This window comes from Bradyrhizobium sp. Kon37 (genome assembly GCF_055807535.1).
Map to the genome: position 1 here is coordinate 1 of NZ_JBVVOY010000006.1, position 25,570 is coordinate 25,570.

A 25,570-nucleotide genomic window follows, 5' to 3' on the forward strand; every position below is an offset into this window, starting at 1 on the left:
CAAGTACGAACCTCGTTTCAGTATCTCGTCAACTCCTGGAGCACGATCGTCGAACTGATCTCGATCTATCAGCGGCTGCGGAGCTTTGAGGCAAAGATCCACGGTGGGCCACTGCCGTCGATCGAGATAAGGAAGCCAGCCACATGATTCCTATAGCTGTAGGGAGTTGACGGACACCTGACCTTCCGTTCCGCGTCAATCGGTCGCAACGCTGCTGAATTGCTTAAGTTGTGAGAAGGGGCACTCGAGAGAATGGCGCTCGGCGTGGAGAAACTTAGCAACTGCATATCGGAACCCCCGTGACGTGTTGTTGTGGATGACGGCTAGCGCGCTGTTGCAGCGCGCGGACTGAGGCAAAGGGGCGGCGGATGGCTGTAGGGGCCATTGCAGCCGCGGCGGGTAAGCTACAAAGCAGCCGCGTCGCGTTCGACCTGCAGTCAAGCCAGCGGGTTCATGACACCGAAGACTTGCTCCGAGAAAACAGCCATGAATCTGATTTGCTCCTGGAAATGGGTTCTCAGAGTCCACACCGCCTAGCTCTACAAATAAGTACCAGCGTGTCGTAAGTTCGACAGTGTGAGTCAGACACGCCTCAACGGTGTTGTCCCGCGAGCAATCATAATTGTGTCACACATGGCACCGGACACTGACTGACTGGCCAGAACGACCATGCGGGATGTTTCAAACTTGATCCGCCTCCATGGAATACGGTGCTAAACAGGGGTAGGCATTACGTGGGGCGGCGAGCCCTTGTGACCGCCGGATGTGTTGGTGTCCATTCTGGTTCTGGCGGAACGGTAATCGAGCCCAGTGGCACCCAAGCTCGTTCTAGCGTCACTGGATCGCGCAGCTGGGCGAAAGTTTCGGTGCGAATATCGAGCCACTCGAACCAGCGATCCTGGACGGCGACAAGCTGGGCTGGCCGGAGCACGCCGAAATTATCTCGAAGAGAAATTCTTATCACCGTAAGCTCAACTGTGAACCGTGCCAGAAGAGTTCAAGATGATGTTGCGTCGTGTTTCAACTACCAGAACCGGGATTTGACAACTCTGAGCCTGCGGACCAATCCGTTTCCGCCGAGCCGGAGCTCTGGCCGTGAACATGACCGCCAGATTGAGCAGCGTGGATTTCACAAGCGTGGCTCGCCGACTATAGCAACCGCGCCGCACATCCGGCTCAAAAGGCGCGACGAGCTCCTAAGCTGGAATTGGCGCGATCGAAACAAGCAATCCACTAAGGCTGCCCAATTCACGGCTCGGCGATCCTCACCAAATGCTTTACGAACTTTTGTTGATAGCGTCAGCAAGCGTCGACTTGAAAACCAAAGGACTTATCCGCAGGATGCTTTCTTAAGCCGTCATGCATCCAGAATGAGCGGAGCACGAACTGTCACATTACCGAAACCTAGCTCTTGTACTTGTAGGCTCGGCCGTCTCCCTTACTCCTCCCGCTCCCTGGAGCGAAGAAGGTTTATTCCGCACGGCTTTCCGGGGGCCACCGGCCAGGCGGGCCGGAGCCGAGGTCGGCCAGATCTCCGTTGTTTTTGGATTGGCGCCATGACACCGAAAACCAAACTATGCGCTTTGTTGCGAGGTGTTCTGGACGATGCGATCGGGATGGTGCCCGAAGCAAACCGGACGTCTTCGTTGAAGGCGTGCCTCGCCGAAAAGGTATTAGCTCTGGCCGCAAAAGGCCACTTGGATCCAACTGTCTTGACGCGTCTCGCGCTACGGAGTCTGCAGGAATCCTGTTGTGGTTGCTACGGGTGCGAACTGCAGAACCCCCTTCGAGGTGTGAAGGACCGAGAATGAACTCCAAACCTATTCCCCGCGCTCCGGCGTGGCTGACCGACTGGGTTTCGGCGGGTTGCAAGGCGACGCGAGACTAGAGTTCTGCCCGGCCATGGAGCTTGCGCCCGGCAGCGATGCCATCTGAGCGCGAGGGTTATGGCGTCCTGGCCGGAGAAACTCGGGTCAGTCCTGCTGTGGATGCCGCCTTGCTTCATCATGGAGTCGCCCGTGTCCGCGGCTTTCACTGACGTCATTGCGCCCCGCCCGCGGCACCGATGATTTCTCCTCGGTCCGCATCGGCGCTTGGCGCGCGATGTCGGCGATGTCGGAGGGCAGGTGCTCGCCTGCTCGGTTGCCGCTCGTAGCCGAAGCAGGCGAGGCCGAGTGATCCGAAAGATCGGACGGGCCGTTGAGATGCTGGAAAGCCGAGCTGCCTATCGTCCGGGTTCGCGACAGACGCGGATGAGCCGATCTATTATGTCCTCAACGCTTGCAGGCGGATCTTGCCGTGGCCGCCTCAGCGGAGGCAGCTGTGTTCGACGATCTCGTCTGCCTCGATTGCGACGGCGATGCGCCGCCTACCCTGGCAAGGCGGCAGCCGCAAGCTAAGCAGTATCATTCCCGCGGGATCGACGCAGGTTCCGAGCTCGTCGCCCTTGCGACTACCCTGTCCACGATTACGGCCGACTTTCGGTGTCGAATGTGCTCCAGCGCTGAGCCGGCGGTTCCCCGCCAAGTGCTGCCGAGCTTGCCGTCCGGAGAAGGAGGGATCGCAGGCCAGCGAAAGGCGAAGGGCCGGGATCGCGCGCTTGAATCTCACGTCGGAATTGCCTGAATGGCCGGGCTCTGAGCGGGCCATGCTTTCCTTCAAATGGCCCCGGCTAGGCCGGGGCCATCGACACAAGTACGGATCAATATTTCAGGAGAATCGGACCGCCAAACTTATAGTTGACCCGTACCGTGATAAGGTCGAGACCCTCGCGGATGCGATCGGCCCCACCGATGTTCCCGCTGAATTTCGCCGTGCGGGGCTGGAAGAACAGGTGGTCGTACTCGAAGCCCACCGTCCAGTTCGGTGCGAGGCCGTGCTCGAATCCGACCCCCAACACACCGCCCCAAAGAACGTCACTTTTCCTACTGGCTCCTGCCACGGTCGAGCTGATCTGATGGATGTTGCTCGTGACTGCGGCGCCGCCTTTGCCGTAAAGTACGTTGTTCCCGAAGGCATAACCAATCTGCCCCGTCATGAGACCGAACGCGTCAATCTTAGTCTGGTTGGTAGTATCGGAAAACGCGATGCTGTGATTGGACCCGGTCAAATCAGCCCAGTTGCCCTGGCCCTCAACACCCAGCACGATCTGGCCCATCTGCCATCGATAGCCGATCTGGAGGCCCACGCTACCGCCTGTCGGATGATGACAGCCCTCGGGCGTGCTGCCAAGGTACTCCCAACAACTCTCGCCTGAGCTCAGACCACCGTTCACGCCGAAATAGTAAGCACTCCAATCGTAGATTGCAGCCGCGACAGGTCCTGGAGCGGTGGTGTAGAGAGGCCTGATGGGTTGCGCAGGCAGATCAGCACTGAATGCGGGGGCCACCGCAGCAAGCGCCACCGTACTGACTGTCATAAGCAACAAGTTCTTCATTTCTATTCCCATGTCTTGAGTGCCCCCGAGCCGGCTGCGTCTTAACAACGTGCACGCAAATTGCTGTAACTGCATCGCAACATTGGCGCTGGAAGAAATGCGTGAATCAAACGCCGCGTCAGGTTGCGGCGTTGCAGATATCTCCAACTCCTTGACATGCCCCTTCGCTTGCGAGCGTAGATCAGCGCGGTGTCCTGCCTCTTGCGCACCCGCAGCCTGACGGCATCGCTCCACGTCGCGACGTAGTAGCGTGGTAGGTCGACGGGGCGCCCGGTAAGTGCGTGTTCCAGCCGTTCGTGATCACGAAGGCCAAGCCATCGTGATCGCCCATTCCAGAGCATCGTGATCACCGTTTCCAGCCGATCGTGATCGCTATTTCAGCGATTGCGATCGGGGGTAACCAGGAGGCGCGCACCGCTGACAGTCTGCAACCCAGCTACCTTGGTCTTTTGCCTAACTCCGACTGCTTCAGCTATGCGAACGCTACAATGGGCCGGCCCCCTCAAGCCCATCCTGTCCCCAGGTCCATGTCGCCGGCGAGAAGCTGTTCGTCGACTATTCCGGCCAGGCCATGGAGCTGGGTTGACGGAGTACGATACACGCCAGTCCTGCTCCGGCTCCGCGGACGAAACCGTCAATGCAGGAGCGATCGGTTGGGCTTTCGGTCAGGGGCGGCGCCGACGGAGCAACGAACCCGGAAACTCTCACGCAAATAACCGCACACGTTCTTAATGTGGGTCAGTGGTGTGAGGTCCGCGATAGGATCTCCCGAAATCAGGCTCATAAGTGCCGCGGTTTCGCCCATGGCACAAGTACGGGTCTAATTAGGTTGTGGGCGCGTCCGCTCCGCGGACGGGGCTCTATGAGCCAGCTTGCCGAGCCATGCTGTCTCGGCCCTTCGGATCACGATGCCTCGCGCAAGCCATAAAGTGCTCCTCGCCGGGGGCACTCGGAAAACGGGCTCGCCTGTGGCGAGCGTTATCACGGCCCCGTTCCCGCGTACCGCTCAAACACCGGTGTTGTCGCTGCACTCGTCCCGCATGCCCCTTCGGGCCGCTATGCTCGCGGCCGGGCTGACATTTCTCTCGAGGCGAGCTAGGTGAACACTGAAGCTGATCCCGAAGGCGCTGCGGCTCGCCATGAAAGGGACGTAGAAAAATCTGCGCTTGTTCACGCTATCGCCCTCCAGCGCCCCAACGAAATCAAGAAGTTGGTATTCTGTTGCGATATCGTCAAACCAGAGTTTTCCGGCATCGTCTATCACGCCAACTATTTGCGCTTCATGGAGCGCGGGCGGACCAATCATCTGCGGCTGATGGGTGCCGAGCAGCAGGCGCTGTTCGAGCAAACCGAGACGGAAGACGCAAGCTTCGCCTTCGTGGTGCGCTCGATGCACCTCGATTTCCTCAAGCCTGCCCGGATGGACGACGTGCTCGACGTCGTGACCTGGCCGGTCGCTGTGAAGGGCGCCTCCATCATGCTGGCGCAGGAGGTGCGGCGGGCCGAGGACGTGCTGGTGAAAGCCGAGGTGCGCGTCGCTTTCATCAGCGGCGGCCGCGCCCAGCCGATCCCGAAATCGATCCGCGCCTTGATGAAGGCTGATCTGATTTCGTGATCGGGCGATAGCGGACGGCGTCTCGACTCCCCCGTGGGCGGCGATAGATTGCACTCCCGCCAACCGATGAGGCCCCCATGTCGCGCCCGCCGCTTCCGCCCTTTACCCGTGAGACCGCCGCGCAAAAGGCCCGCATGGCCGAGGATGCCTGGAATTCGCGCGACCCGGTGCGCGTCTCGCTCGCCTATACCGAGGACAGCCGCTGGCGCAATCGCTCCGAGGTTTTTCAGGGGCGCGACGCCATCGTCGCGTTCCTCACCCGCAAATGGGAGAAGGAGCACGACTACCGCCTCATCAAGGATCTCTGGGCGTTCGACGAAAACCGCATCGCCGTGCGCTTCCAGTACGAATGGCACGATGCGAGCGGCCAGTGGTATCGCTCCTACGGCAACGAGCAGTGGGAGTTCGACGAGCACGGCCTGATGCGGCGGCGCGAGGCCTCGATCAACGACGTCGCGATTGCGGAGAAGGACCGGCGGTTTCACTGGCCGGCGCCAGGGCCAAGGCCTGCGGACGTGGCGGGGTTGGGGACGGATCCGTTCTGATTTCCTACAAGCAACGCTGCTTCACCCTCTCCCCTTGCGGGAGAGGGTGGCTCGCCGAGCAGCGGCGAGACGGGTGAGGGGTCGCTCTCCGCACGCGGCTCTCTTGCGTTAGTATCCGCTGAGGCAACCCCTCATCCGGCGCTTCGCGCCACCTTCTCCCGCAAGGGGAGAAGGGAAGAATCTGCGCCGCGAGTGCCGCGGATTACAGTGACGCACGCCTTGCCAAAAATCTCGTAATCGCCCCACCGAGCCTGGCGTGGTCCATCGGCTCCGCCAGTGACTTCCTCGCCGTGGCAACGACATCGTCCGGCGCTTTGCCGTCGCGCAGCTCACAGCACACCTGCGCAAACTCCACGTCGAATTCCGGATGGGGTTGCACCGACAGCGTCGCGCCGTTGGCGTAGAGCAGGCCGGCATGCGGGGTGAAGTCCGAGGAGAGGATCGTCAGCGCATCGTTCGGCGGCTCGATCACCTGGTCCTGATGCGAGCAGGCAATGGCGACCGCTCCGCCGTCGACGACGCCGTTGTCCGGCAGCACTTGATAGACGTGCCGGCCGATGCCCCAGCCCTTCTCCGATTTGCGCACGGTGCCGCCGAGCGCCTGCGCGATCAACTGATGACCGAAGCAGATGCCGACCATCGGCGTCCTGTTGGCGTAGGCCGTGCGCACGAAATCTTCCAGCGGCGCGATCCAGTCGAGCCCGTCATAGACGCCGGCGGCCGCGCCGGTGATCAGCACCGCCTCCAAACTGCACGGATCGGGCAGCGCATCGCCGTTCGGGATGCTGACGATGTCGACCGTGGCTGTCGGATCCTCGGCGCGGACCATGCGCTCGAACATGTCCGGGAACGAACCGTGGCGCTCGCGATATTTTTGTGGGACCTGCCCGGTCTCGATGATGGTGATGCGTGCCATGTGCCCTCCGGTAAAGGTCAAGCTCAGTCGCTTCCTGCCCCATGTTGCTGGTGTGGCGCTGTGCGCTCCAGCAGCGCACTCTCTTTCCGGACCTCGTTGAGAAACGCCTTGGCGAGGCGCGACAGCGGCTCTGCTTCCGACCATAGCATATAGGCCACCGCGTGCGTCGTCGGCGCGAACGGCCGCACGACGAGGCCGGTCCCGCCGTTCTGCCGCGGCGAGAAGGGATCGACCACGGCGGCGCCGACGCCGGCGGCGGCGAGCACGCAGGCCGTGTTGCAGTAGCGCACCTCGACGGTCGGTTGGAACGGCGCGCCGGCGCGGGCAAAACTGTCACGCACAGCTTCACCGAGGCGCGTGCCGCGCTCAAGCCCGATGAAGGGCAGGCCGGACAGGTCGGCTGCCGAGATCACCGGCCGATCGACGAGCGGGTGCTGCGGCGGCAGCACGCACACCATCTCGCCGGTGTGCACCACCTCATGGGCGATGCCTGGATGATGTGTCAGCCCGAGCGCGAAGCCGAGCTCGGCGACGCGGTTGAGCACGCCTTCGATGATACCCTCATAGCGCCGCACGTCGAAGAACACCCGCGTCTCCGGGCGGCGGCGCAGGAAGGCTGACAGGGCCGAGGGGATGATGCTGTAGGCGAGCGGCGGCGTCGCGACCAGCGCGAGATGCCCGGAGCGGTTCTCGCGCAGATCGCGCACGCGGTTCTCGAGCTTTGCGTGCAGCGCGAAGATCGCCTCGCTCTCCTTGTAGAGCGCCATCGCTTCCGTGGTCGGAAACAGCCGGTTGTTGACGCGTTCGAACAGCGCAAAACCCGCCTGCGCCTCCATCGTCTTCAGCGCGTTGCTGACGGCAGGCTGCGATAACGCCAGTTCGTCGGCGGCCGCAACCGTGGTGCGGTGGCGGATGACGGCACGGAGAATCTCGAGCTGGCGCAGGTTCATATCACTGCCGATTATACTCTGGGCCAAAACATCATAGCAGAATGAATTGATTTTGCAGCCCCGCTTCCGCGTAATGGCAGCGGATTTGCACGTGGCATCAAAGGGTTCATCCGCCCATTGAGGCGCCACTGCGCACAGATTGGAGGCAATCTTGGTTCGTGTCCTTCGCGCCGCCGCCGCACAGATGGGGCCGACGCAAAAAGCCGATACGCGCGAGCATACGCTGTCGCGGATGCTTGCGCTGCTGGAGGAGGCGGCCGGCCGCGGCGCCAGCCTCGTGGTGTTTCCCGAGCTCGCCTTCACCACGTTCTTTCCGCGTTGGCTGCTCGAAGGCGAGGCGCTCGACCATTATTTCGAACGCGGCATGCCGAACCCGAACGTCGCCGCCTTGTTCGACCGTGCGCGTGAGCTGCGCGTCGGCTTCTATGTCGGCTATGCCGAGCTGACGCCGGATGGACGCCGCTACAATTGCGCCGTCCTGGTCGATCGCGACGGCGAGCTGCTCGGCCGTTATCGCAAGGTGCACCTGCCGGGCTCGGTCGAGCCGCGACAAGGTGCGCGCTACCAGCAGCTCGAGAAGCGCTATTTTGAATACGGCGATCTCGGCTTTCCGGCCTTCCGCTCCGGCTCGGCCTGGGCCCATGCCATCATGGGCATGATGATCTGCAACGATCGCCGCTGGCCGGAATCCTGGCGCGTGCTTGGCCTGCAGGGCGTCGAGCTTGTCTGCATCGGCTACAATTCGGCGGCCTATGATCCCAATGGCGGCAGCACGGAAGACGCCTCCTTGCGCACCTTCCACTCTACGCTGGTGACGCAGGCCAACGCCTACATGAACGCGACCTGGGCGATCTCGGTGGCGAAGGCAGGCGAGGAGGACGGCTCCGGGCTGATCGGCGGCTCCTGCATCGTCGATCCCAACGGCCGCATCGTCGCGCAGGCCGCAACGCTCACCGACGAGGTGATCGTCGCCGACATCGATCTCGACCTCTGCCGCCAGGGCAAGGACAAGATGTTCAACTTCGCCGCACACCGGCGGCCGGAGCAATACAGGGTGATCACCGAACGCGCCGGCGTGATCGAACCCGCGGTTCTCGACGCGGACTGACAGGACGTTCCAACAACGTTGGCAAAGGAGCCGATATGACGCGCCTCTCGTATTTCCTCGGCATCGCAGCGCTGGCGGCCGCGACGTCCGCGCAGGCGGCAGAGCTTCCGGCTGAGATCAAGCAGGCGGGCGCGTTGAAGCTCACCGTCAACTCCACTTACGCGCCGATGGAATACCGCGATCCCGCGACCAATGAGCTCGTCGGTCTCGACGTCGATCTGGCGAACGAGCTCGCCAAGCGCCTCGGCGTGAAGATCGTCTGGAGCGAGACGCCGTTCGCCGAATTGATCCCGTCGCTCCAGACCAAGCGCGCCGATTTCATCATCTCCGGCATCTCCGATCGCGCCTCGCGGCGTGAGACCGCGGATTTCGTCGATTATCTGGGAACCGGCCCGCAGTTCTTCGTGATGGCCGAGAACGAAGCCAAGGCTGCGACCGATCTCTGCGGCAAGAAGGTCGGGACCACCCGCAGCACGAGCTTCCCGGTCGAGATCGAGAAGTGGAGCAAGCAGAATTGCGAGGCGGCCGGCAAGCCGGCGATCCAGTACGTGCCGGGCGAGAACTCGATCGACGTCCGCAATCAGCTCAAGCAGGGCCGCATCGACGCCGCCGTGCAGGGCAGCGAGACGCTGCCTTATGCGCAGACGCAGGAACCCGGCAAATACCGCGTGATCGGCGACCCCTTTGCCAAAGGATATCAGGGCATCATGTTCCGCAAGGACGATGCGGCGCTTCGTGAGGTGGTGACCGAGAAGCTCACCGCGATGATCGCAGACGGTTCCTACAAGGCTGTCCTCGACAAATGGGGTCTCGGCGCCAACGCAGTCGAGAAGCCCATGCTGAACGCGGCGTCGCAATGAAGACGGCACCGGCACTCGCGGAGGGTTTTCCCGACCTGTCGGGGATGCGGATCGCGCGCGAGCCGCATTGGTTTCGCTGGCTCAGCGCCGCGCTGATCGTTCTTGTGCTTGCATTGATCGTGCGCGCGTTTGCGGCTGGCCAGATCGAATGGTCCTATGTCAGCCGCTTCCTGACCGCAAAGGTCATTCTCGAAGGCATCGTCAACACCATGGTGATGGCGGTGCTGGCGATGGCGCTTGGCATCTTCCTCGGCGTCGTCATCGCGATCATGCGGCTGTCGCCCAACCCGGTGCTGAAGACCGTTGCCGCCGGCTACACCTGGTTGTTCCGCGGCACGCCGCTGATCCTGCAACTGCTGCTGTGGTTCAATCTCGCGCTGGTGTTTCCGACCATCGGCATTCCCGGGCTGTGGAGCGCGCGCGCCGTCGACGTCATGACGCCGTTCCTCGCCGCGCTGCTCGGGCTCGGCATCAACCAGGGCGCCTATACGTCGGAAGTGATGCGCGCCGGCATGCTGTCGGTCGATATCGGGCAATATGAGGCGGCGCAGGCGATCGGCATGGGACGCTTGCGTGCGCTGCGCCGGATCGTGCTGCCGCAGGCGATGCGAGTGGTGATCCCGCCGCTTGGCAACGAGTTCATCGGCATGGTGAAGGCGACCTCGCTCGCCAGCGTCATCCAATATCCGGAGTTGCTGCACAACGCCGAGAACATCTACTACGCCAATTCGCGCGTGATCGAGCTCCTGATCGTCGCCGGGCTCTGGTACCTGCTCGTCGTCTCGGTCCTGACACCGCTCCAGATGCTGCTCGAACGCCGTTTTGCACGCGGCACATTGCGGCTCGCGCGATGACAAAACCCCTCGTCGCGATCCGCTCCGTCAGCAAGAGTTTTGGCGAGTTTCAAGCTCTCAAAAATGTCTCGCTCGACATCCGGCCCGGCGAGGTGATGTGCCTGATCGGCGCCTCCGGCTCCGGCAAGACCACGCTGCTCCGCTGCATCAACCAGCTCGCCGCGATCGACAGCGGCGGCATCTGGCTCGACGGCGAGCTCCTGGGCGTGCGCGAGCAGGGCGGCCGGCTGCATCGGCTCAGCGAGCGCGAAATCGGGCGGCAGCGGCTGAAGACCGGCATGGTGTTCCAGCGCTTCAACCTGTTTCCGCACAAAACCGCGCTCGAAAACATCACCGAAGGTCCGCTCCAGGTTCAGGGCCGAAAATCCGACGAGGTGCGTGCGGAGGCGATCGAGCTGCTGCGGCGCGTCGGATTGTCGGCCAAAGCCGACTCGTATCCCGCCCAGCTCTCCGGTGGCCAGCAGCAGCGCGTCGCGATCGCCCGCGCGCTTGCCATGAAGCCGATGCTGATGCTGTTCGACGAGCCGACCAGCGCACTCGATCCCGAGCTCGTCGGCGAGGTTTTGGCCGTCATGAAGGAGCTGGCGCGGAGCGGCATGACCATGATGGTCGTGACGCACGAACTCGGCTTCGCGCGCGAGGTCGCCGACCGCGTCGTCTACATGGACCAGGGCGCGATCATCGAGCAGGGCAGCGCCTCGGACGTCTTAGGCACGCCGCGCGAGGAGCGCACCAAGGCATTTCTTTCGGCAGTGATCTGAATGGGGGCGTATCGATGAAGAGACTTCTGGTTACGGCGGCACTCGTTGGCGCCATGTGCGCGCCGGTCATGGCGGTCGAGCTGCCGGCGGAGATCGCCAAGCGCGGCAGCATCAAGGTCGCGCTGGTGCCGAACTATCCGCCGATGGAGTTCCGCGATCCCGCCACCAACGCGTTGTCCGGCTTCGACATCGATCTCGGCGAGGCCATCGGCCGCAAGCTCGGCGTCAAGATCGAATGGCAGGAGACCAGCTTTGCCGAGTTCATGCCGTCGATCTCGACAGGGCGGGTGGACGCCATCCTGTCCGGCTTCACGGACTATGCGAGCCGGCACGAGATCGCGTCCTTCGTCGATTATCTGCGCAGTGGTCCGCAGTTCTTCGTGCAGCAGTCGCGCAAGGCGGAGTTCAAGGACGCAGCCGCGCTCTGTGGCAAGAAGGTCGGCGCCAGCCGCCGCACGATGTTCCCGGCGCAGATCGCGGCCTGGAGCGAGAAGAATTGCGGGACCAACCCGATCCAGTTCGTCGGGACCGACGGCTCGGCCGACGCCCGCACCCAGCTCAGGCAGGGCCGCATCGATGCCGCCGCACAGGGCAACGAGACGCTGCCCTACATCATAGACCTCGAGCCCGGCACCTATGCGACTGTGGGCGAGCCCATCGCGCAGCAATTCACCGGCATTGCTCTGCCGGTCAAGGAAAAGGCGCTGCAGCAAGCCATGCTAGAGGCGGTCGATGCGCTGATCGCGGACGGCACCTACCGCACGCTGCTCGCCAAGTGGAAACTGACCGACAACGCACTCGAAAAGGCGACCCTCAATGCTGGACAGTAAGGCACTCCAGAGCATCCCGCTCACCCCAGCCAACACCGCGGATCCCGCGCCGGAATACACCTGGCCGAAGCCGTACAATTCGGCGATGTTCCTGTCGTTCGACGTGGACGCGGAGAGCGCCTGGACCAGCAAGGACGCGTTGCACGCGCAGCGGCTCATCACCATGAGCTATGGCGGCTATGAGGCGCGCGTCGGCACGCCGAAACTCCTGGAGCTGCTCGACCAGCTCGATCTCAAGGCCACCTTCTTCGTCACGGGATGGTCGGTCGACGCGCATCCGGCGATGGCCGAGTCCATCCTCAAAGCGGGCCATGAGATCGGCCACCACGGTTATCATCATCTCCTTCCCGATCCTGGCGATCCCTGGATCGAGGAGGAGCTCGAGCGCGGTTTTGAGGCGCTCAAGCGCCGGCTTGGCGTCAGGCCGACCGGCTACCGCGCTCCTTACGGCGAGTTCACCGAGGAGCTGCGGGTGGCGCTGGTGCGTCACGGCATCGTCTACACCTCATCGTTCCGCGACGACGTTCGGCCCTATCGCCATCGTCTCGCCGACGGCAAGCCCGGCACGATCGAGCTGCCGGTGACTGCAAGCTATGACGACTGGATGCACGGCCTGTCCGCGCGCTTCAGTCCGCGCTCGATTTTCCCCAAGGAGCATGTGCTTTCGATCTGGAAAGACGAGCTCGACGAAACCAGAGACTGGGGCGCGATGGTGACGACGGTGCTGCATCCGCAATGCAGCGGCCGTCCGATGCGGCTGCGCCTGCTGCGTGAGTTCCTGACTTACGCAAAGTCGTGCCCGGATGTCTGGATCACGACCGGCGAGAAGATCGCGGCCAACTTCCTGCGCCACGAGGCCGGCAAAAGTTGAGCCACGCCATGACCCGCATCCTCGTCATCAACCCCAACTCCTCCGCGTCGGTGACGGCGGCGATCGATGACGCCGTCGCGTCCCTGCGCATCGCCGGCGGACCCGAGATCGAGGTCGTCGGCCTTGCCGAGGGGCCGCCGGGCATCAGCTCGCAGCGCGACGCCGACAGCGTTGTGATGCCGCTGGTCAACCGTGTGTCGCGCGACGATGCGGATGCCTTCGTGCTCGCCTGCTTCAGTGATCCCGGCCTGCATGCGGTGCGCGAGGCGGCCGGCGCGCGCCCGGTGATGGGCATCGCGGAGTGCGGCATCTTTCGCGCAATGATGCTGGGTGAACGTTTCGGAATCATCGCGCTGTCTCCGTCGAGCATTCGCCGCCAGCAGCGGATGGCGCGGGTGATGGGCGTCGACAGCCGCTATGCCGGAAGCTGGTCGGTCGGCGCGAGCGCGGCCGAAACGGCAGGCGCGGACATCCGCGGACGGTTGATCGAAGCCGGCCGCGCGCTGGTCACGCAATGTCGCGCCGACGTCGTGGTGATGGGCTGTGCCGGCATGGCGTCTCATCGCGCGGTGATTGCCGAGGCCATCGGTGTGCCCGTGGTCGAGCCGGCGCAGCAGGCGGTGGCCGTTGCGATCGGCGCGGTCTTGCTGAACACGTAAGATCCTTCAGGAGCCTCTTGCAATGCCCGTCTCCCGTCGTTCGCTCCTCAAGGCCGCAGCCGCTGTACCGGCGCTGTCATTCCCGGGCATCCTGCGCGCCGAATCCCAGACCACGTTGCGCTTCATTCCCGTCATCGACCTCGCCTTCGTCGACCCCATCTATTCCACGGCGCAGGTGTCGCGAAACCATGGCTTCATGGTCTACGACACGCTTTACGGCATGAGCTCCTCCCTGCAAGTCTCGCCGCAGATGCTGTCGGGCCACGTCATCTCCAGTGACCAGCTCCAGTGGGATCTGACGTTGCGCGACGGCCTGTTCTGGCACGACGGCGAACGCGTGCTTGCCCGCGACTGCGTCGCGAGCATCCGCCGCTGGGCCGCGCGCGACGGCTTTGGCGGTGAGCTGATGGAGGCGACGGACGAGCTGTCGGCCGCCGACGACCGCACCATCCGCTTCCGCCTCAAGCGTCCATTCCCGCTCCTGCCCCAGGCGCTCGGCAAGGCCGCGATCAACGCCTGCTTCATGATGCCGGAGCGGCTCGCGAGTCAGGACCCGTTCAAGCCGCTGACCGAAGTGATCGGCAGCGGTCCGTTCCGCTATCTCGCCGACGAGCGCGTGCAGGGTGCGCGCAACGCCTACGCCAAATTCGAGCGCTACCAGCCGCGTAGCGACGGCAAGCCGGATTGGACCGCGGGCCCGAAGATCGTGCATTACGATCGGGTGGTCTGGACCACCACGCCCGATGCCGGTACCGGCGTCGCCGCGCTGCAGACCGGCGAGCAGGACTGGCAGGAGACCACGCCGCACGACCTGCTGCCGATCATCAAGGCGGCCGGCGACATCGAGACGCGCATCCTCGATCCCCGCGGTTACGCCTGCATGCTGCGCCTCAATCATCTTCAGCCGCCGTTCGACAACCCTGCCGTCCGCCGCGCGCTGTTGGGGGCGATCGATCAATCCGCCTTCATGACCGCGGTGGCCGGGACCGATCCGAACTTCCAGGTCTCCCCGATCGGCTATTTCGCGCCGAATACGCCGATGGCGAGCGAGGTCGGCCTCGATGTGTTCCGCGGCCCGCGTGACTACGCCAAGGTGAAGGCCGACCTCAAGGCCGCCGGCTATAATGGCGAGAAGATCGTGGTGCTCGTCCCTGCCAATTCACTGGCGCAGAAGCCGCTTGGCGAGATCGCCGTCGACTCCTTGCGCAAAGCCGGCATGGACGTCGAATATGCCGGGCTCGATTTCGCCGTAGTGTTGCAGCGCCAGCTCAAGAAGGATCCGATCGGTCAGGGCGGCTGGAGCGCGGCGGTCGGCAACTGGCAGGGCATCGACTGGCTCAATCCGGCCGGCAACACCAATATCCGCGGCGAGGGCAAGGTCGCCGGCTGGTATGCGAGCGAGAAGATGGGAGCCTTGCGCAGCCAGTGGCTCGCGGCCTCCGAGCTCGCGGAGCAGCAGCGCATCTGCCGTGAGATCCAGGCGGTGGCTTTCCAGGAAATCCCCTATATTCCGATCGGCCTGTACAAGCAGCCGACCGCCTATCGCAAAGCCATCACCGGCATTCTCGACGGCACCGCCGTCTTCTGGAACGTACGCCCCGCATGAGCACCTCAGCAATTTTCGGCAGCTATGTGCTGTCTCGCAAGGACGGCGCGCAGGATGTGTTGCGCGACCATTGGGTCCTGGTCGAAGGCAAGACAATCGCCGCGGTCACGCGCGACAAGCCGCGCGCGGACGAGGTGCATGACCGTCCCGGCCGCTTCGTTCTGCCCGGCCTGCTGAACCTGCATAATCACTGCTTCTCGGAAGCGGTGGCGCGCAGCCACACCGAGGACGGCAACGGCCGCCGCAACAACCAGAGCATCGTCTACACGGTGCTCTTGCCGCTGACCAAGCGCGGTGCAGATATCTTGTCGGCGGAAGAGCGCATGGCGGTCGCGCGGCTCGGCATCCTCCAACTCCTGAAGGGCGGCGCCACCACGGTGATGGAGCCGTTCCGCAATTCCATCCCGGAGATGTTCGACGCCGCCGAGGAGATGGGCATCCGTTTCTACGGCGCGCCCTATCTGTTCTCGACGTCGGACGCCAAGGCTGGCCCCGACGGCGTGGTTCACTACTCCGGCGATGACGGCACTGCCGACATGGCGACCTGGGATGCGCTCTACCAGCGATGGAATAATCGTGGCGACGGTCGCATCGGCCTTGCGATGAGCCCACACGCCACCGACACCTGCGGCCCCGATCTGCTCAAGGCCTGTGCCGCGCGGGCGCGCGAGCTTGGCGTGCCCATAACGACGCATATGGCGCAGAGCCGCGCCGAGGTCGAAACCATCGGCAAGCGCTATGGCGGCCGCACACCGGCGCAATATCTCGACTGGCTGGGCCTGCTGGCGCCCGATCTGATGGCGGCGCACTGCATGTTCAGCACCGACGACGATCTCAAGCTGATGGCCGCGCGCGGCATGACGGTCCTCAACTGCCCGCGCGTGTTCGCGCGCGCCGGCGTCACCGCCGCGTTCAGCCGGTTTGCAGAGCACGGCGTTCGCACCGTGGTAGGTACCGACGGCTACAACATGGACCTGCTCGGCGAGCTCAATGCGGCGTCGTTGATCTCCAAGATCACCTCGGCGCGCGCCGATGTCGCGAGCTCGCCCGAATTGATCGAGGCCAACACGGCGGTCGCCGCAGACGTGATCAAGCGGCCTGACCTCGGCCGCATCGAGCCGGGCGCGACCGCCGATCTCACGATCGTCGATCTCACCCATCCGCATCTTCAGCCGCTGTTTGACCCGCGCCGCGCGCTGATCGCACTCGCCAATCGCGCGAATATCGATCAGGTCATGGTGGACGGTCGCATGCTGGTCGATGCCGGCCGTTATCACGGCGCTGACGAGGCTGCGATCACAGCGGCGGGGACGGCTGCGATCGGCAAGATCTGGGACCTGCCGGAGGCGCAGGCGGCGTTCAACGGCTGAGGGCGACTTCGGAGTTGGCTTTGCGCGGCGGATGGCGTCCGCTCCTGGCAACGCAGTGCCCAGCCCCTCACCCGGATTGCTTCGCAATCCGACCTCTCCCCGCAAAAGGGCGGGGAGAGGTTAAGACTCGCGGCACGCCACGCCCGTTCAGCTGGCTCTTAGAGTGAGGGACGCACCAGTCTCTCGCTCCCTCGCCCCGTTCTTACGGGGAGAGGGTGGGGTGAGGGGCTACTTCCGCAATCGAAACTCTCGATTTAGTCCTCGAACTCCACCAGCGCCTTGCGCATGGTCTCGACCAGATCTAGCGCCACCGGTGAGGGGCTGCGCTGCGCTGGAAAGACCGCCGAGAATTCGAAGTCGATGCGAGGCAGGAAGCGGCGCACGACGACGCCGCGGGTGGAAAATTCCTGCGCGGTAAAGGGATCGCAGATCGCGACCCCGAGCCCCGACGACACCATGCCGCACATGATCTCCGATAGCGTGGTCTCGACCCTGAGCACGCGGCGGACGTCGTGGCGATGGAAGACCTGGTCGACGAGGTGGCGGCTCGACGAGCCCGCCGACAGGGAGATGAACGTCTCGCCCTCGAAATCGCGGGGCTCCAGCACTTCCTTTTCTGCGAGGCGGTGACCGGTGGGCAGTACAGCCACACGCGCGGGCGCCGGCAGCTTCTGGCTCGGCAAGCCCGAATGCGCGATCGGCACCTCGGCAAAGCCGACGTCGCATTGGTTGTTCAGCACCCAGTCGACCACGATCGGCGAGATCACGCCGAAGAAAGCGAGGTTGAGGTTGGGCCGCTCCTTCAGGAAGTGCCCGGTGAGCCGCGGCAAATAGCCATTCGACAATGCTGGAAGTGCCGCGATCCGCAGTGAGCCGGTGCGGCGGCCCCGGATTTCCTCGGCTGCCGCGGTGATGCGTTCGAGCCCGACGAAGGAGCGCTCGACTTCGGTGTAGAGTGCCATGGCCGCGGCGGTCGGCACCAGGCCGGTGCCGCGCCGCTCGAACAGCTCCATCTTCAACAGCGCCTGGAGGTCGCGCAGCAGCCGGGAGACTGCCGGCTGCGTCACTTTCATCAGCGCCGCCGCCTCGGTCACGCTGCCGGTCAGCATCGTCGCCCGGAAGGCTTCCACCTGTCGCGAATTGATGCGCGCCATCCCGAATTCCATTCATAACATTTAGGCATGCAGAAGCTGCCATTATTCATTGGACGATGGAAGCCGGAGTTTGCGATCTTTTTCATCAGAGCTGGAGACGGCCCGCTTTTTCGGCAGATCGGAGGGGTTCGAACCTCCGGATCGCGCCAAAACCAGCCGCGCAGGGGCCGGAGCCCTGTCGGGGAGGGATTTGCGCGGAAGGAAATGCGGAAGGTTCAGCCAACGAGACTCGTCGGCACGTCACCTCATTCCGGTATGGAGATCGGACCACATGAAGACTCTTCGCCTTCTGACAGCGGTCAGCATCGCGGCACTCATCGCCGCCCCGTCGGTCGCCACGGCCCAGCAGAAAACGCTCTATGTCGCCGGCTATGGCGGCTCGTTCGAGAAGACCATCCGCGACGAGGTGATCCCGGCTTTCGAGAAGCAGAACGGCGTCAAGGTCGAGTACGTCGCCGGCAACTCCACCGACACGCTGGCAAAGCTGCAGGCGCAGAAGGGCAACCAGCAGATCGACGTCGCCATCGTTGACGACGGCCCGATGTACCAGGCGATCCAACTCGGCTTCTGCGGCAAGCTCGATGGCCTGCCGACCGATCTCTACGACACCGCGCGCTTCAAGGACGATCGTGCGGTCGCCATCGGCATCGTCGCGACCGGCCTGATGTACAACACCAAGGTGTTTGCGGAGAAGGGCTGGGCGCCGCCGACCTCCTGGAACGATTTGAAGGACACGAAATACGCCAAGCAGCTCGTGATCCCGCCGATCAACAACACCTATGGCCTCGAAGCGCTGGTGATGCTGTCGAAGATGAACGGCGGCGGCGAAACCAACGTCGATTCCGGCTTCAAGATCTTCAAGGAGCAGATCAATCCGAACGTGCTCGCCTATGAGCCGTCGCCGGGCAAGATGACCGAACTGTTCCAGTCCGGCCAGGCCGTGATCGCCGTGTGGGGCACGGGCCGCGTGCAGAGCTTTGCCAATACCGGTTTCCCCGTCGACTTCGTCTACCCGAAGGAAGGCGCCGCGACGCTGCTGACCACCGCCTGTCCGATCACCAAGCCGAACGCCTCGCCGCTTGCGTCCAGCTTCGTCAAGATGTTGCTCGAACCCAAGATCCAGCTCGTGATGCTGAAGGATTACGGCTACGGCCCGGTGCTGAAATCGCTGGTGATCCCGCCCGAGCTCGGCAAGATGGCGCCGATCGGCGAGCGCGCGGCAAAGCTCTATAATCCGGACTGGACCGTCATCAACGAGAAGCGCGAGGAATGGACCAAACGCTGGAATCGCGAGGTCGAGCGCTGATCGGTCATCCCGGAGACAGTGCGATGGCCTATCTCGAGCTCGAAGGGGTCGCCAAGCAATTCGGGGCGCAGACTGTCGTCGACGACTTCAGTCTCGCGGTGGGGAAGGGGGAGTTCATCTCCTTCCTCGGCCCCTCCGGCTGCGGCAAGACCACGACCCTGCAAATGATCGCGGGCTTCCTCGATCCCAGCCGCGGCGCGATCCGGCTGGAGGGCAAGGACCTGACCGCGATCCATCCGGCCAAACGCGGGCTCGGGATCGTGTTCCAGAGCTACGCGCTGTTTCCGCACATGACCGCGGCCGAGAATGTCGCCTTCGGCCTCGAGATGCGCAATGTGCCGCGCGGCGAACGGACCGAGCGCGTCCGCGCCGCGCTCGCGATGGTCGGGCTTGCCGGCTACGAGGATCGCCATCCGCGCCGCATGTCCGGCGGCCAGCAGCAGCGCGTGGCGCTGGCGCGCGCGCTGGTGATCAAGCCGAGCGTATTGCTGCTCGACGAGCCGCTGTCGAATCTCGACGCCAAGCTGCGCGAGGAGATGCAGATCGAGCTGCGCCAGATCCAGCGCACCATCGGCACCACCACGATCCTCGTCACCCATGACCAGAACGAGGCGATGTCGCTGTCCGACCGTATCGTGGTGATGAGCCAGGGGCGGATCGAGCAGATCGGCACGCCGCAGGAGACCTATGAGAAGCCAGCCTCGGCCTTCGTCTCGCAGTTTTTGGGCAAGACCAACGACTTTGCCGCGACGATCGATCGGACCAGTGCGCCTGCGCGACTGATCGCCGGCTCCTGGAGCGCGCCTGCGCCTGCCGGGCGCAGCGGTCCCGTCACCGTCAGCATTCGCCCCGAGCGGATCGACTTTGGCGACGCAGGCCTCGGCGCAAAGATCGTCACGCGCATCTTCCAGGGCAATCACTGGCTGTTCCAGTGCGAGAGCGAATGCGGCCCGGCGACCGTGATCCGCCAGAATGACGGCCGATCGCAGCCGGTCGAAGGCGAGGCCGTTCACCTCACCTGGCGGCCGGAAGACATGGGCGTGAGGGGCGTCGCATGAGCGCTTCCGCCGAGGAACGAAACGCACGCATGCCCTGGGCGCTGACCGCGCCCGCTTTGATGCTGTTCGTCGGCGTGCTCCTGATTCCGTTGGCAATGACCGTGATGCTGTCGTTCCACGATTGGGGCCAGTACAAGGGCATCGAGCCGGTCTTCATCCTCAAGAACTGGCGAGAGATTGCGACCGATCCCTACTATGCCGAAATGTTCGGGCGGACGTTTCGCATCGCGATCCTGACCACACTGCTCACGGCTGTTCTCGGTGCGCCCGAAGCCTACATCCTCAACCGCATGGGCGGACGCTGGAAGAGCGTTTTCCTGCTGGTTATCCTGGGGCCGCTATTGATTTCCGTGGTGGCGCGGACGCTCGGCTGGGCGCTGCTGTTTGGCGGCAACAATGGCCTCGTCAACAAGCTGATGATGTCGGCCGGGCTGATCCGCGCGCCTATCCCCTTCATGTTCACCGAAACCGGCATGGTGGTCGCGCTTGCGCATGTGATGATGCCGTTCATGGTGCTGTCGGTGTGGGCAGCGCTGCAGCGGCTCGATCCGCAGATCGAGAATGCCGCGATGTCGCTCGGCGCCGGCCCTGTGACCATCATCCGCCGCATCATCATGCCGCAGATCATGCCGGGCGTGCTGTCGGGGGCGATCATCGTGTTTTCGCTCTCGGCCAGCGCGTTTGCGACGCCCGCGATCATCGGCGGCCGCCGACTCAAGGTCGCGGCGACGCTCGCCTATGACGAGTTCCTCAACACGCTGAACTGGCCGCTGGGTGCGGCGGTCGCCACGCTGCTGCTGGCCGCGCTGGTCTTGATCGTCGTCGGCAGCAACACACTGATCGAGCGTCGCTACGCGGAGGTGTTCCGATGAGCCGGAATGGCCCGCTTGCGCTGATCTTCCACACCATCTTCGTCATCGTCATGGTGGCGCCGATCCTCGTCGTCTGCCTCGTCGCGTTCACGCCTGAAGGCTTCTTGTCGCTGCCGACAAACGGCTTTTCGTTGCGCTGGTTCAGGGCGATCGCCAACTATCCCGAATTCGTCCATGCTTTCTGGGTCAGTCTTGGCCTTGGCGCATTGTCCTCCTTCGTGGCGCTTCTGTTCGCGGTGCCGGCGGCGCTTGCGATCGCGCGCTATCGCTTCCGCGGCCGTGATGCGCTCGCGGCCCTCTTTCTCTCGCCGCTGATGATCCCGCATGTCGTGCTCGGCATCGCCTTCCTGCGCTTCTTCACGTCGGCTGGCCTCGGCGGCAGCTTCGCCGCGCTGATCATCGCGCATGTCATCATCGTGTTTCCGTTCGCGCTGCGGCTGACGCTGGCGGCGGCGACCGGCATGGATCGCACGGTCGAGATGGCCGCGGTCTCGCTTGGCGCCGGCGGCTGGACGCTGTTCCGCCGCATCACGCTGCCGTTGATCCTGCCCGGCGTCATCAGCGGCTGGGCGCTCGCCTTCATCCAGTCCTTCGACGATCTCACCATGACCGTCTTCCTCGCGGCACCCGGCACCGAAACACTGCCGGTGCGCATGTTTCTGTACATCCAGGACAACATCGATCCGCTGGTGACGTCGGTCTCGGCCTGCGTGATCGCGATCACCATGACCGCCCTCATTCTGCTCGACCGCTTCTACGGGCTCGACCGCGTGCTCGCCGGCAAGGGCGATCCGGGGCGATAGGAGAATCCATGCGAACAGATTACGACGTCGCCGTCGTCGGCGGCGGATTGCTCGGCTCCGCCATTGCCTGGGGCCTCGGCCGATTTGGCAAGCGCGTCGCCGTGCTCGACGAAGGCGATATCACCAAGCGTGCGTCGCGTGCCAACTTTGCACTGGTCTGGGTCCAGAGCAAGGGCCTCGGCATGCCGGCCTATACCGTCTGGACGGTGCAGGCGTCACAGGCGTGGAGCAGGCTCGCTGCGGAATTGAAGCAACAGACCGATCTCGACGTCTCTCTTCAGCAGAATGGCGGCTTTCATCTCACGCTCGGCGAAGACGAGTTCGGCCAGCGCACCGAGCTGGTGAAGCGCATGCACAACCAGACTGGCGCAGCCGACTACAAGATGGAGATGCTGCCGGCGTCCGAGGTGAAGAAGGCGCTGCCGCTGATCGGGCCTGAAGTCTCCGGCGGCAGCTTTTGTCCACTCGACGGTCACGTCAATTCGCTGCGCACGTTTCGTGCGTTCCACACCGGCTTCAAGGCATTCGGCATCGACTATCTTCCGGAGCGTCCGGTCTCGGCGATCAGCCAGAGCGGCGGCGAATTCCGCCTGACGACGCCGCAGGGCGAGCTCCGTGCCGCCAAGATCGTGCTCGCTGCCGGCAATGCCAACCAGACCCTGGCGCCGATGGTCGGTCTCTACGCCCCGATGGGCCCGACCCGTGGTCAGATCGTGGTGACCGAGCGCACCATGCCGTTCCTGCCGCATCCGCTGACCACGATCCGCCAGACCGACGAGGGCACGGTGATGATCGGCGACAGCAAGGAAGACGAGCTCGACGATCGCGCGCTGAAGCACTCGATCAGCGCCGTGATGACCGATCGCGCACAGCGGATGTTTCCGCATCTCGCGCGGCTCAACGTGGTCAGGAGCTGGGCCGGCATCCGCGTCATGCCGCAGGACGGCTTCCCGATCTACGACCAGTCGGAGACGCATCCCGGCGCCTTCGTCGCCTGCTGTCATTCCGGCGTGACGCTCGCCTCCAACCACGCGTTCGAGATCGCGCGGATGGTCGCGCAGGGCGCGCTCGATCCGGAGCTGGTCGGCGCGTTCTCGGCCAGCCGTTTTGGCGCCGCCGGTGCCGCGAACAACAGCGGCTACTAGGGATATTAAAGGAGCCAGGATGTTCAAACGATCCGAGCAGGACAAACGGCCGCCGGTGCAAATCTTCGTCGACGGCGTTGCCGTCGCGGCGCGGCAGGGCGACACCGTCTCCGCGGCGCTGCTGGCCTCGAGCTGCGATGCACGCCGTTCGACAGCGGTCAGCGGGGCGCTGCGTTTGCCCTATTGCATGATGGGCGTGTGCTTCGATTGTCTCGTCACCATCGATGGTGTCGGCAACCGACAGGGCTGCCTGGTGCCGGTCACTGAAGGCATGCAGGTCGAGATTCAGAAGGGCAAGCGGGAGATCGGGAAATGACTGTGGCTCCCAAGCGCGAAGAATATGACGTCGTGGTGATCGGGGCCGGGCCTGCCGGCCTCGCCGCTGCTGCGACGTCTGCCGAGGCCGGTCTGTCCACGCTGCTGCTCGACGAGAATATCGGCCCGGGCGGCCAGGTGTTCCGCGCCATCGCCTCGACGCCGGTGACCGAGCGCGATCAGCTCGGCGCCGACTATTGGGTGGGCGCCGATCTCGTGCAGGCGCTGCGCGCGAGCGACGCCGAGGTCATTCAGCGCGCAACGGTCTGGAGCCTCGACCGCAACCTCGATATCGCCGTCTCGGTCGGCGGCGCGTCCGCCTTCGTCAAGGCCAAGCGCGTGATCCTCGCGACTGGCGCACTGGAGCGGCCGTTTCCGATTCCCGGCTGGACGCTGCCGGGCGTGATGACCGCGGGCGCGGCGCAGACGATGTTGAAATCATCGGCCCTGGTGCCGGATGGCCGTACAGTGATCGCGGGGCAGGGGCCGCTGCTCTGGCTGCTCGCCGCGCAGATATTGCGTCTCGGCGGCCGCCTCGATCGCATTCTCGACACCACCGCGCGCGGCAACTACTTCGCCGCACTCCCGCACGCCTTTGCCTTCCTGACCTCGCCTTATTTCGCCAAGGGCCTGTCAATGATGCGCGAGGTGAAGGCGAAGGTGCAGGTCGTCTCCGGCGTCAGCGAGCTTGCGGCATCCGGCGACGGCCAGCTCGCGAGCGTGAGCTATGTCGCCGGCGGCAATCGCGAGACCGTCCTTGCGGATCTCTTGCTGCTGCATCAGGGCGTCGTGCCCAACGTCAATCTGGCGATGGCGGCCGGAATCGAGCATCGCTGGGATGATCTGCAATTGTGCTGGTCGCCGGTGCTCGATGCCAGCGGCAATTCGTCGGTCGCCGGCATTGCGATCGCCGGCGACGGCGCCGGCATCGGCGGCGCGAACGCAGCCGTGGTGCGCGGCCGCATCGCGGCGCGCGCGGCCGTGGAGGCGTTGGCGCCTGCGGCTGCCACAAAACTCGCGCCGATGGCGAGCCTCCGCGCCGATCTCGCCAAGGCCGAACGTGGTCGCGTTTTCCTCGACACGCTGTTCCGTCCGGCGCCGCAGTTTCGCATTCCAGCAGGCGACACCATCGTCTGTCGCTGTGAGGAGGTCACCGCAAAGGATATTCTCGACGCCGTCGCGATCGGCGCGACTGGGCCGAACCAGCTCAAGGCCTATCGCCGCACCGGCATGGGGCCGTGCCAGGGCCGGCTCTGCGGCCTCACCGTCACCGAGCTGATGGCGCAGGCCCGGGGCAAGAGCCCGCAGGAGATCGGCTATTACCGGCTGCGCGCGCCGGTCAAGCCGATCACGCTCGCCGAGCTTGCCGCGGTTCCGAAGAGCGAAGACGACATCAAGGCGGTGGTGCGCGGATGACGAAAAACGTGGATGCGATCGTCGTCGGCGGCGGCATCCACGGGTGCTCGACTGCGCTGCATCTGTGTCTCGCCGGCCTGAAACCGGTGCTGATCGAGAAGGACTATGCTGGCCGCCACGCCTCCGGCGTCAACGCCGGTGGCGTGCGCCAGCTTGCGCGGCACATCCCCGAAATCCCGCTTTCGATCCGCTCGATGGGAATTTGGGAGAAGATCACCGATCTCCTCGACGACGATTGCAGCTTTGAGAGCTATGGCCAGGTCCTTGTCGCCGAGAACGAAGAGGAACTCGCGGTCTGCCGCGCACGTGTGGCCGAGCTCAACGCGCTCGGCTTCACCCACGAAGAGCTGATCGATGCCGCAGAGCTGCGGCGCCTCGTGCCTGCGGTCGCCGAGAGCTGTCCCGGCGGCGTGGTCTCGCGCCGCGACGGTGCGGCCAATCCCGCGCAGGCGACGACGGCGTTCCGGCGCAAGGCCGAACAACTCGGCGCGACCGTGCGCGAGGGTATTGCCGCCACGAATATCCGGCACACCGACGGTCTCTGGCACGTCGATGTCGGCGCCGAGAGCTTTGCCGCGCCGGTGCTCGTCAATGCCGCCGGCGCCTGGGCCGGGACCATCGCTGCCGCGCTCGGTGAGCCCGTTCCGGTCGAGACCGTAGCGCCGATGCTGATGATCACCTCGCGCGTGCCGCATTTCATCGACCCCGTCGTGATCCTGCGCGGCCGCAAACTGTCCTTCAAGCAATTCAAGAACGGCACGGTGCTGATCGGCGGCGGCCATCTGGCAACGCCGTATCAGGATCGCAACGAGACGGTGCTGGACTGGAAGAGCCTCGCGACCAGCGCCCGCACCGTGTTCGAACTGTTTCCGGTTATGCGCGACGCGACGATCATGCGGGCCTGGGCCGGCATCGAGGCCAAGACCAAGGACGATCTGCCCGTGTTTGGACCGAGCAGCCGGCACAAGGGCCTCTATCACCAGTTCGGCTTCTCGCTGCACGGTTTCCAGCTCGGCCCCGGCGCGGGCGCCGTCATGGCGGAGCTGATCGTCAACGGCGGCACCCAGACTCGCATCGGCGATCTCGGTATCGACCGTTTCTATTCCCCCACGCTCTAGCA

General features: G+C 64.3%; 24 protein-coding genes. 20 read left to right on the forward strand and 4 right to left on the reverse strand.

Going from position 1 to position 25,570, the window contains the following annotated elements; all coding sequences use genetic code 11:
* On the forward strand, positions 1–147 hold a 147-nt coding region (locus AC0L3J_RS14915), incomplete at its 5' end, for an SbmA/BacA-like family transporter (protein WP_283806991.1).
* Between the two features lie 2,554 nt (positions 148–2,701).
* Here the strand turns inward: AC0L3J_RS14915 and AC0L3J_RS14920 are convergent.
* A complete protein-coding gene (locus AC0L3J_RS14920; RefSeq protein WP_007614406.1) occupies positions 2,702–3,436 on the reverse strand; it encodes an outer membrane protein in 735 nt (244 codons plus the stop codon).
* Between the two features lie 1,210 nt (positions 3,437–4,646).
* Between AC0L3J_RS14920 and AC0L3J_RS14925 the strand changes: the two genes are divergently transcribed.
* Both AC0L3J_RS14925 and AC0L3J_RS14930 read left to right on the forward strand, forming a co-directional pair.
* Positions 4,647–5,051 (forward strand): YbgC/FadM family acyl-CoA thioesterase, encoded by a 405-nt coding sequence (locus AC0L3J_RS14925; protein WP_473347482.1) that lies wholly within the window; start codon positions 4,647–4,649, stop codon positions 5,049–5,051.
* 77 nt (positions 5,052–5,128) lie between these two features.
* Positions 5,129–5,596: a nuclear transport factor 2 family protein gene (locus tag AC0L3J_RS14930; RefSeq protein WP_473347483.1), complete on the forward strand. Its 468-nt coding sequence runs from the start codon at positions 5,129–5,131 to the stop codon at positions 5,594–5,596.
* A gap of 202 nt (positions 5,597–5,798) precedes the next feature.
* Here AC0L3J_RS14930 and AC0L3J_RS14935 read toward each other — a convergent pair whose 3' ends face one another.
* Together AC0L3J_RS14935 and AC0L3J_RS14940 are read right to left on the reverse strand one after the other, a co-directional pair.
* Entirely contained in the window at positions 5,799–6,512 is a 714-nt protein-coding gene (locus AC0L3J_RS14935; RefSeq protein ID WP_473347484.1) for a type 1 glutamine amidotransferase, read from the reverse strand.
* A gap of 23 nt (positions 6,513–6,535) precedes the next feature.
* On the reverse strand, positions 6,536–7,462 hold the full coding sequence (locus AC0L3J_RS14940; protein WP_473347485.1) for a LysR family transcriptional regulator: 927 nt from the start codon (positions 7,460–7,462) through the stop codon (positions 6,536–6,538).
* A 151-nt stretch (positions 7,463–7,613) separates the two neighbouring features.
* Here AC0L3J_RS14940 and AC0L3J_RS14945 point away from each other — a divergent pair, with 151 nt between their 5' ends.
* The 9 genes from AC0L3J_RS14945 to AC0L3J_RS14985 are packed head-to-tail and all read left to right on the forward strand — an operon-like array spanning position 7,614 to position 16,381.
* Positions 7,614–8,570 (forward strand): N-carbamoyl-D-amino-acid hydrolase, encoded by a 957-nt coding sequence (locus tag AC0L3J_RS14945; protein ID WP_473347486.1) that lies wholly within the window; start codon positions 7,614–7,616, stop codon positions 8,568–8,570.
* A 35-nt stretch (positions 8,571–8,605) separates the two neighbouring features.
* A complete protein-coding gene (locus AC0L3J_RS14950; RefSeq protein ID WP_473347487.1) occupies positions 8,606–9,430 on the forward strand; it encodes an ABC transporter substrate-binding protein in 825 nt (274 codons plus the stop codon).
* Positions 9,427–10,284, forward strand: coding sequence for an amino acid ABC transporter permease (locus AC0L3J_RS14955; RefSeq protein ID WP_027570289.1), 858 nt, complete (start codon positions 9,427–9,429; stop codon positions 10,282–10,284). The genes AC0L3J_RS14950 and AC0L3J_RS14955 overlap by 4 nt, the downstream gene beginning before the upstream one ends.
* Positions 10,281–11,045: an amino acid ABC transporter ATP-binding protein gene (locus tag AC0L3J_RS14960; protein WP_473347488.1), complete on the forward strand. Its 765-nt coding sequence runs from the start codon at positions 10,281–10,283 to the stop codon at positions 11,043–11,045. The genes AC0L3J_RS14955 and AC0L3J_RS14960 overlap by 4 nt, the downstream gene beginning before the upstream one ends.
* Before the next feature lie 14 nt (positions 11,046–11,059).
* Entirely contained in the window at positions 11,060–11,875 is an 816-nt protein-coding gene (locus AC0L3J_RS14965; protein ID WP_473347489.1) for an ABC transporter substrate-binding protein, read from the forward strand.
* Positions 11,862–12,746 (forward strand): polysaccharide deacetylase family protein, encoded by an 885-nt coding sequence (locus AC0L3J_RS14970; RefSeq protein ID WP_473347490.1) that lies wholly within the window; start codon positions 11,862–11,864, stop codon positions 12,744–12,746. The genes AC0L3J_RS14965 and AC0L3J_RS14970 overlap by 14 nt, the downstream gene beginning before the upstream one ends.
* Positions 12,747–12,754: 8 nt before the next feature.
* On the forward strand, positions 12,755–13,405 hold the full coding sequence (locus AC0L3J_RS14975; protein WP_473347491.1) for an aspartate/glutamate racemase family protein: 651 nt from the start codon (positions 12,755–12,757) through the stop codon (positions 13,403–13,405).
* A 22-nt stretch (positions 13,406–13,427) separates the two neighbouring features.
* Positions 13,428–15,011, forward strand: a complete 1,584-nt coding sequence (locus AC0L3J_RS14980; RefSeq protein ID WP_473347492.1) for an ABC transporter substrate-binding protein — start codon at positions 13,428–13,430, stop codon at positions 15,009–15,011.
* Positions 15,008–16,381, forward strand: coding sequence for an amidohydrolase family protein (locus tag AC0L3J_RS14985; protein WP_473347493.1), 1,374 nt, complete (start codon positions 15,008–15,010; stop codon positions 16,379–16,381). Before AC0L3J_RS14980 ends, AC0L3J_RS14985 begins: the two co-directional genes overlap by 4 nt.
* Before the next feature lie 254 nt (positions 16,382–16,635).
* Here the strand turns inward: AC0L3J_RS14985 and AC0L3J_RS14990 are convergent, their stop codons facing one another.
* On the reverse strand, positions 16,636–17,535 hold the full coding sequence (locus AC0L3J_RS14990) for a LysR substrate-binding domain-containing protein (protein WP_473347494.1): 900 nt from the start codon (positions 17,533–17,535) through the stop codon (positions 16,636–16,638).
* Positions 17,536–17,806: 271 nt separating this feature from the next.
* Here AC0L3J_RS14990 and AC0L3J_RS14995 point away from each other — a divergent pair, with 271 nt between their 5' ends.
* From AC0L3J_RS14995 to AC0L3J_RS15030, 8 genes are read left to right on the forward strand one after another with little or no spacing between them, the layout of a single operon-like run.
* Complete coding sequence (locus tag AC0L3J_RS14995) at positions 17,807–18,841, forward strand: ABC transporter substrate-binding protein (protein WP_473347495.1); 1,035 nt, start codon at positions 17,807–17,809, stop codon at positions 18,839–18,841.
* A gap of 23 nt (positions 18,842–18,864) precedes the next feature.
* On the forward strand, positions 18,865–19,899 hold the full coding sequence (locus AC0L3J_RS15000; RefSeq protein ID WP_473347496.1) for an ABC transporter ATP-binding protein: 1,035 nt from the start codon (positions 18,865–18,867) through the stop codon (positions 19,897–19,899).
* Positions 19,896–20,771, forward strand: a complete 876-nt coding sequence (locus tag AC0L3J_RS15005; protein ID WP_473347497.1) for an ABC transporter permease — start codon at positions 19,896–19,898, stop codon at positions 20,769–20,771. The genes AC0L3J_RS15000 and AC0L3J_RS15005 overlap by 4 nt, the downstream gene beginning before the upstream one ends.
* The gene (locus AC0L3J_RS15010; protein ID WP_473347498.1) at positions 20,768–21,574 is read left to right on the forward strand and encodes an ABC transporter permease; all 807 of its coding nucleotides are present in this window, start codon (positions 20,768–20,770) and stop codon (positions 21,572–21,574) included. The genes AC0L3J_RS15005 and AC0L3J_RS15010 overlap by 4 nt, the downstream gene beginning before the upstream one ends.
* Positions 21,575–21,582: 8 nt before the next feature.
* The gene (locus AC0L3J_RS15015; RefSeq protein ID WP_473347499.1) at positions 21,583–22,719 is read left to right on the forward strand and encodes an NAD(P)/FAD-dependent oxidoreductase; all 1,137 of its coding nucleotides are present in this window, start codon (positions 21,583–21,585) and stop codon (positions 22,717–22,719) included.
* A 19-nt stretch (positions 22,720–22,738) separates the two neighbouring features.
* A complete protein-coding gene (locus tag AC0L3J_RS15020) occupies positions 22,739–23,035 on the forward strand; it encodes a (2Fe-2S)-binding protein (protein WP_473347500.1) in 297 nt (98 codons plus the stop codon).
* A complete protein-coding gene (locus AC0L3J_RS15025) occupies positions 23,032–24,450 on the forward strand; it encodes an FAD/NAD(P)-dependent oxidoreductase (protein WP_473347501.1) in 1,419 nt (472 codons plus the stop codon). Before AC0L3J_RS15020 ends, AC0L3J_RS15025 begins: the two co-directional genes overlap by 4 nt.
* A complete protein-coding gene (locus AC0L3J_RS15030) occupies positions 24,447–25,568 on the forward strand; it encodes an NAD(P)/FAD-dependent oxidoreductase (protein WP_473293810.1) in 1,122 nt (373 codons plus the stop codon). The genes AC0L3J_RS15025 and AC0L3J_RS15030 overlap by 4 nt, the downstream gene beginning before the upstream one ends.
* The last annotated feature ends 2 nt before the right edge of the window (positions 25,569–25,570 follow it).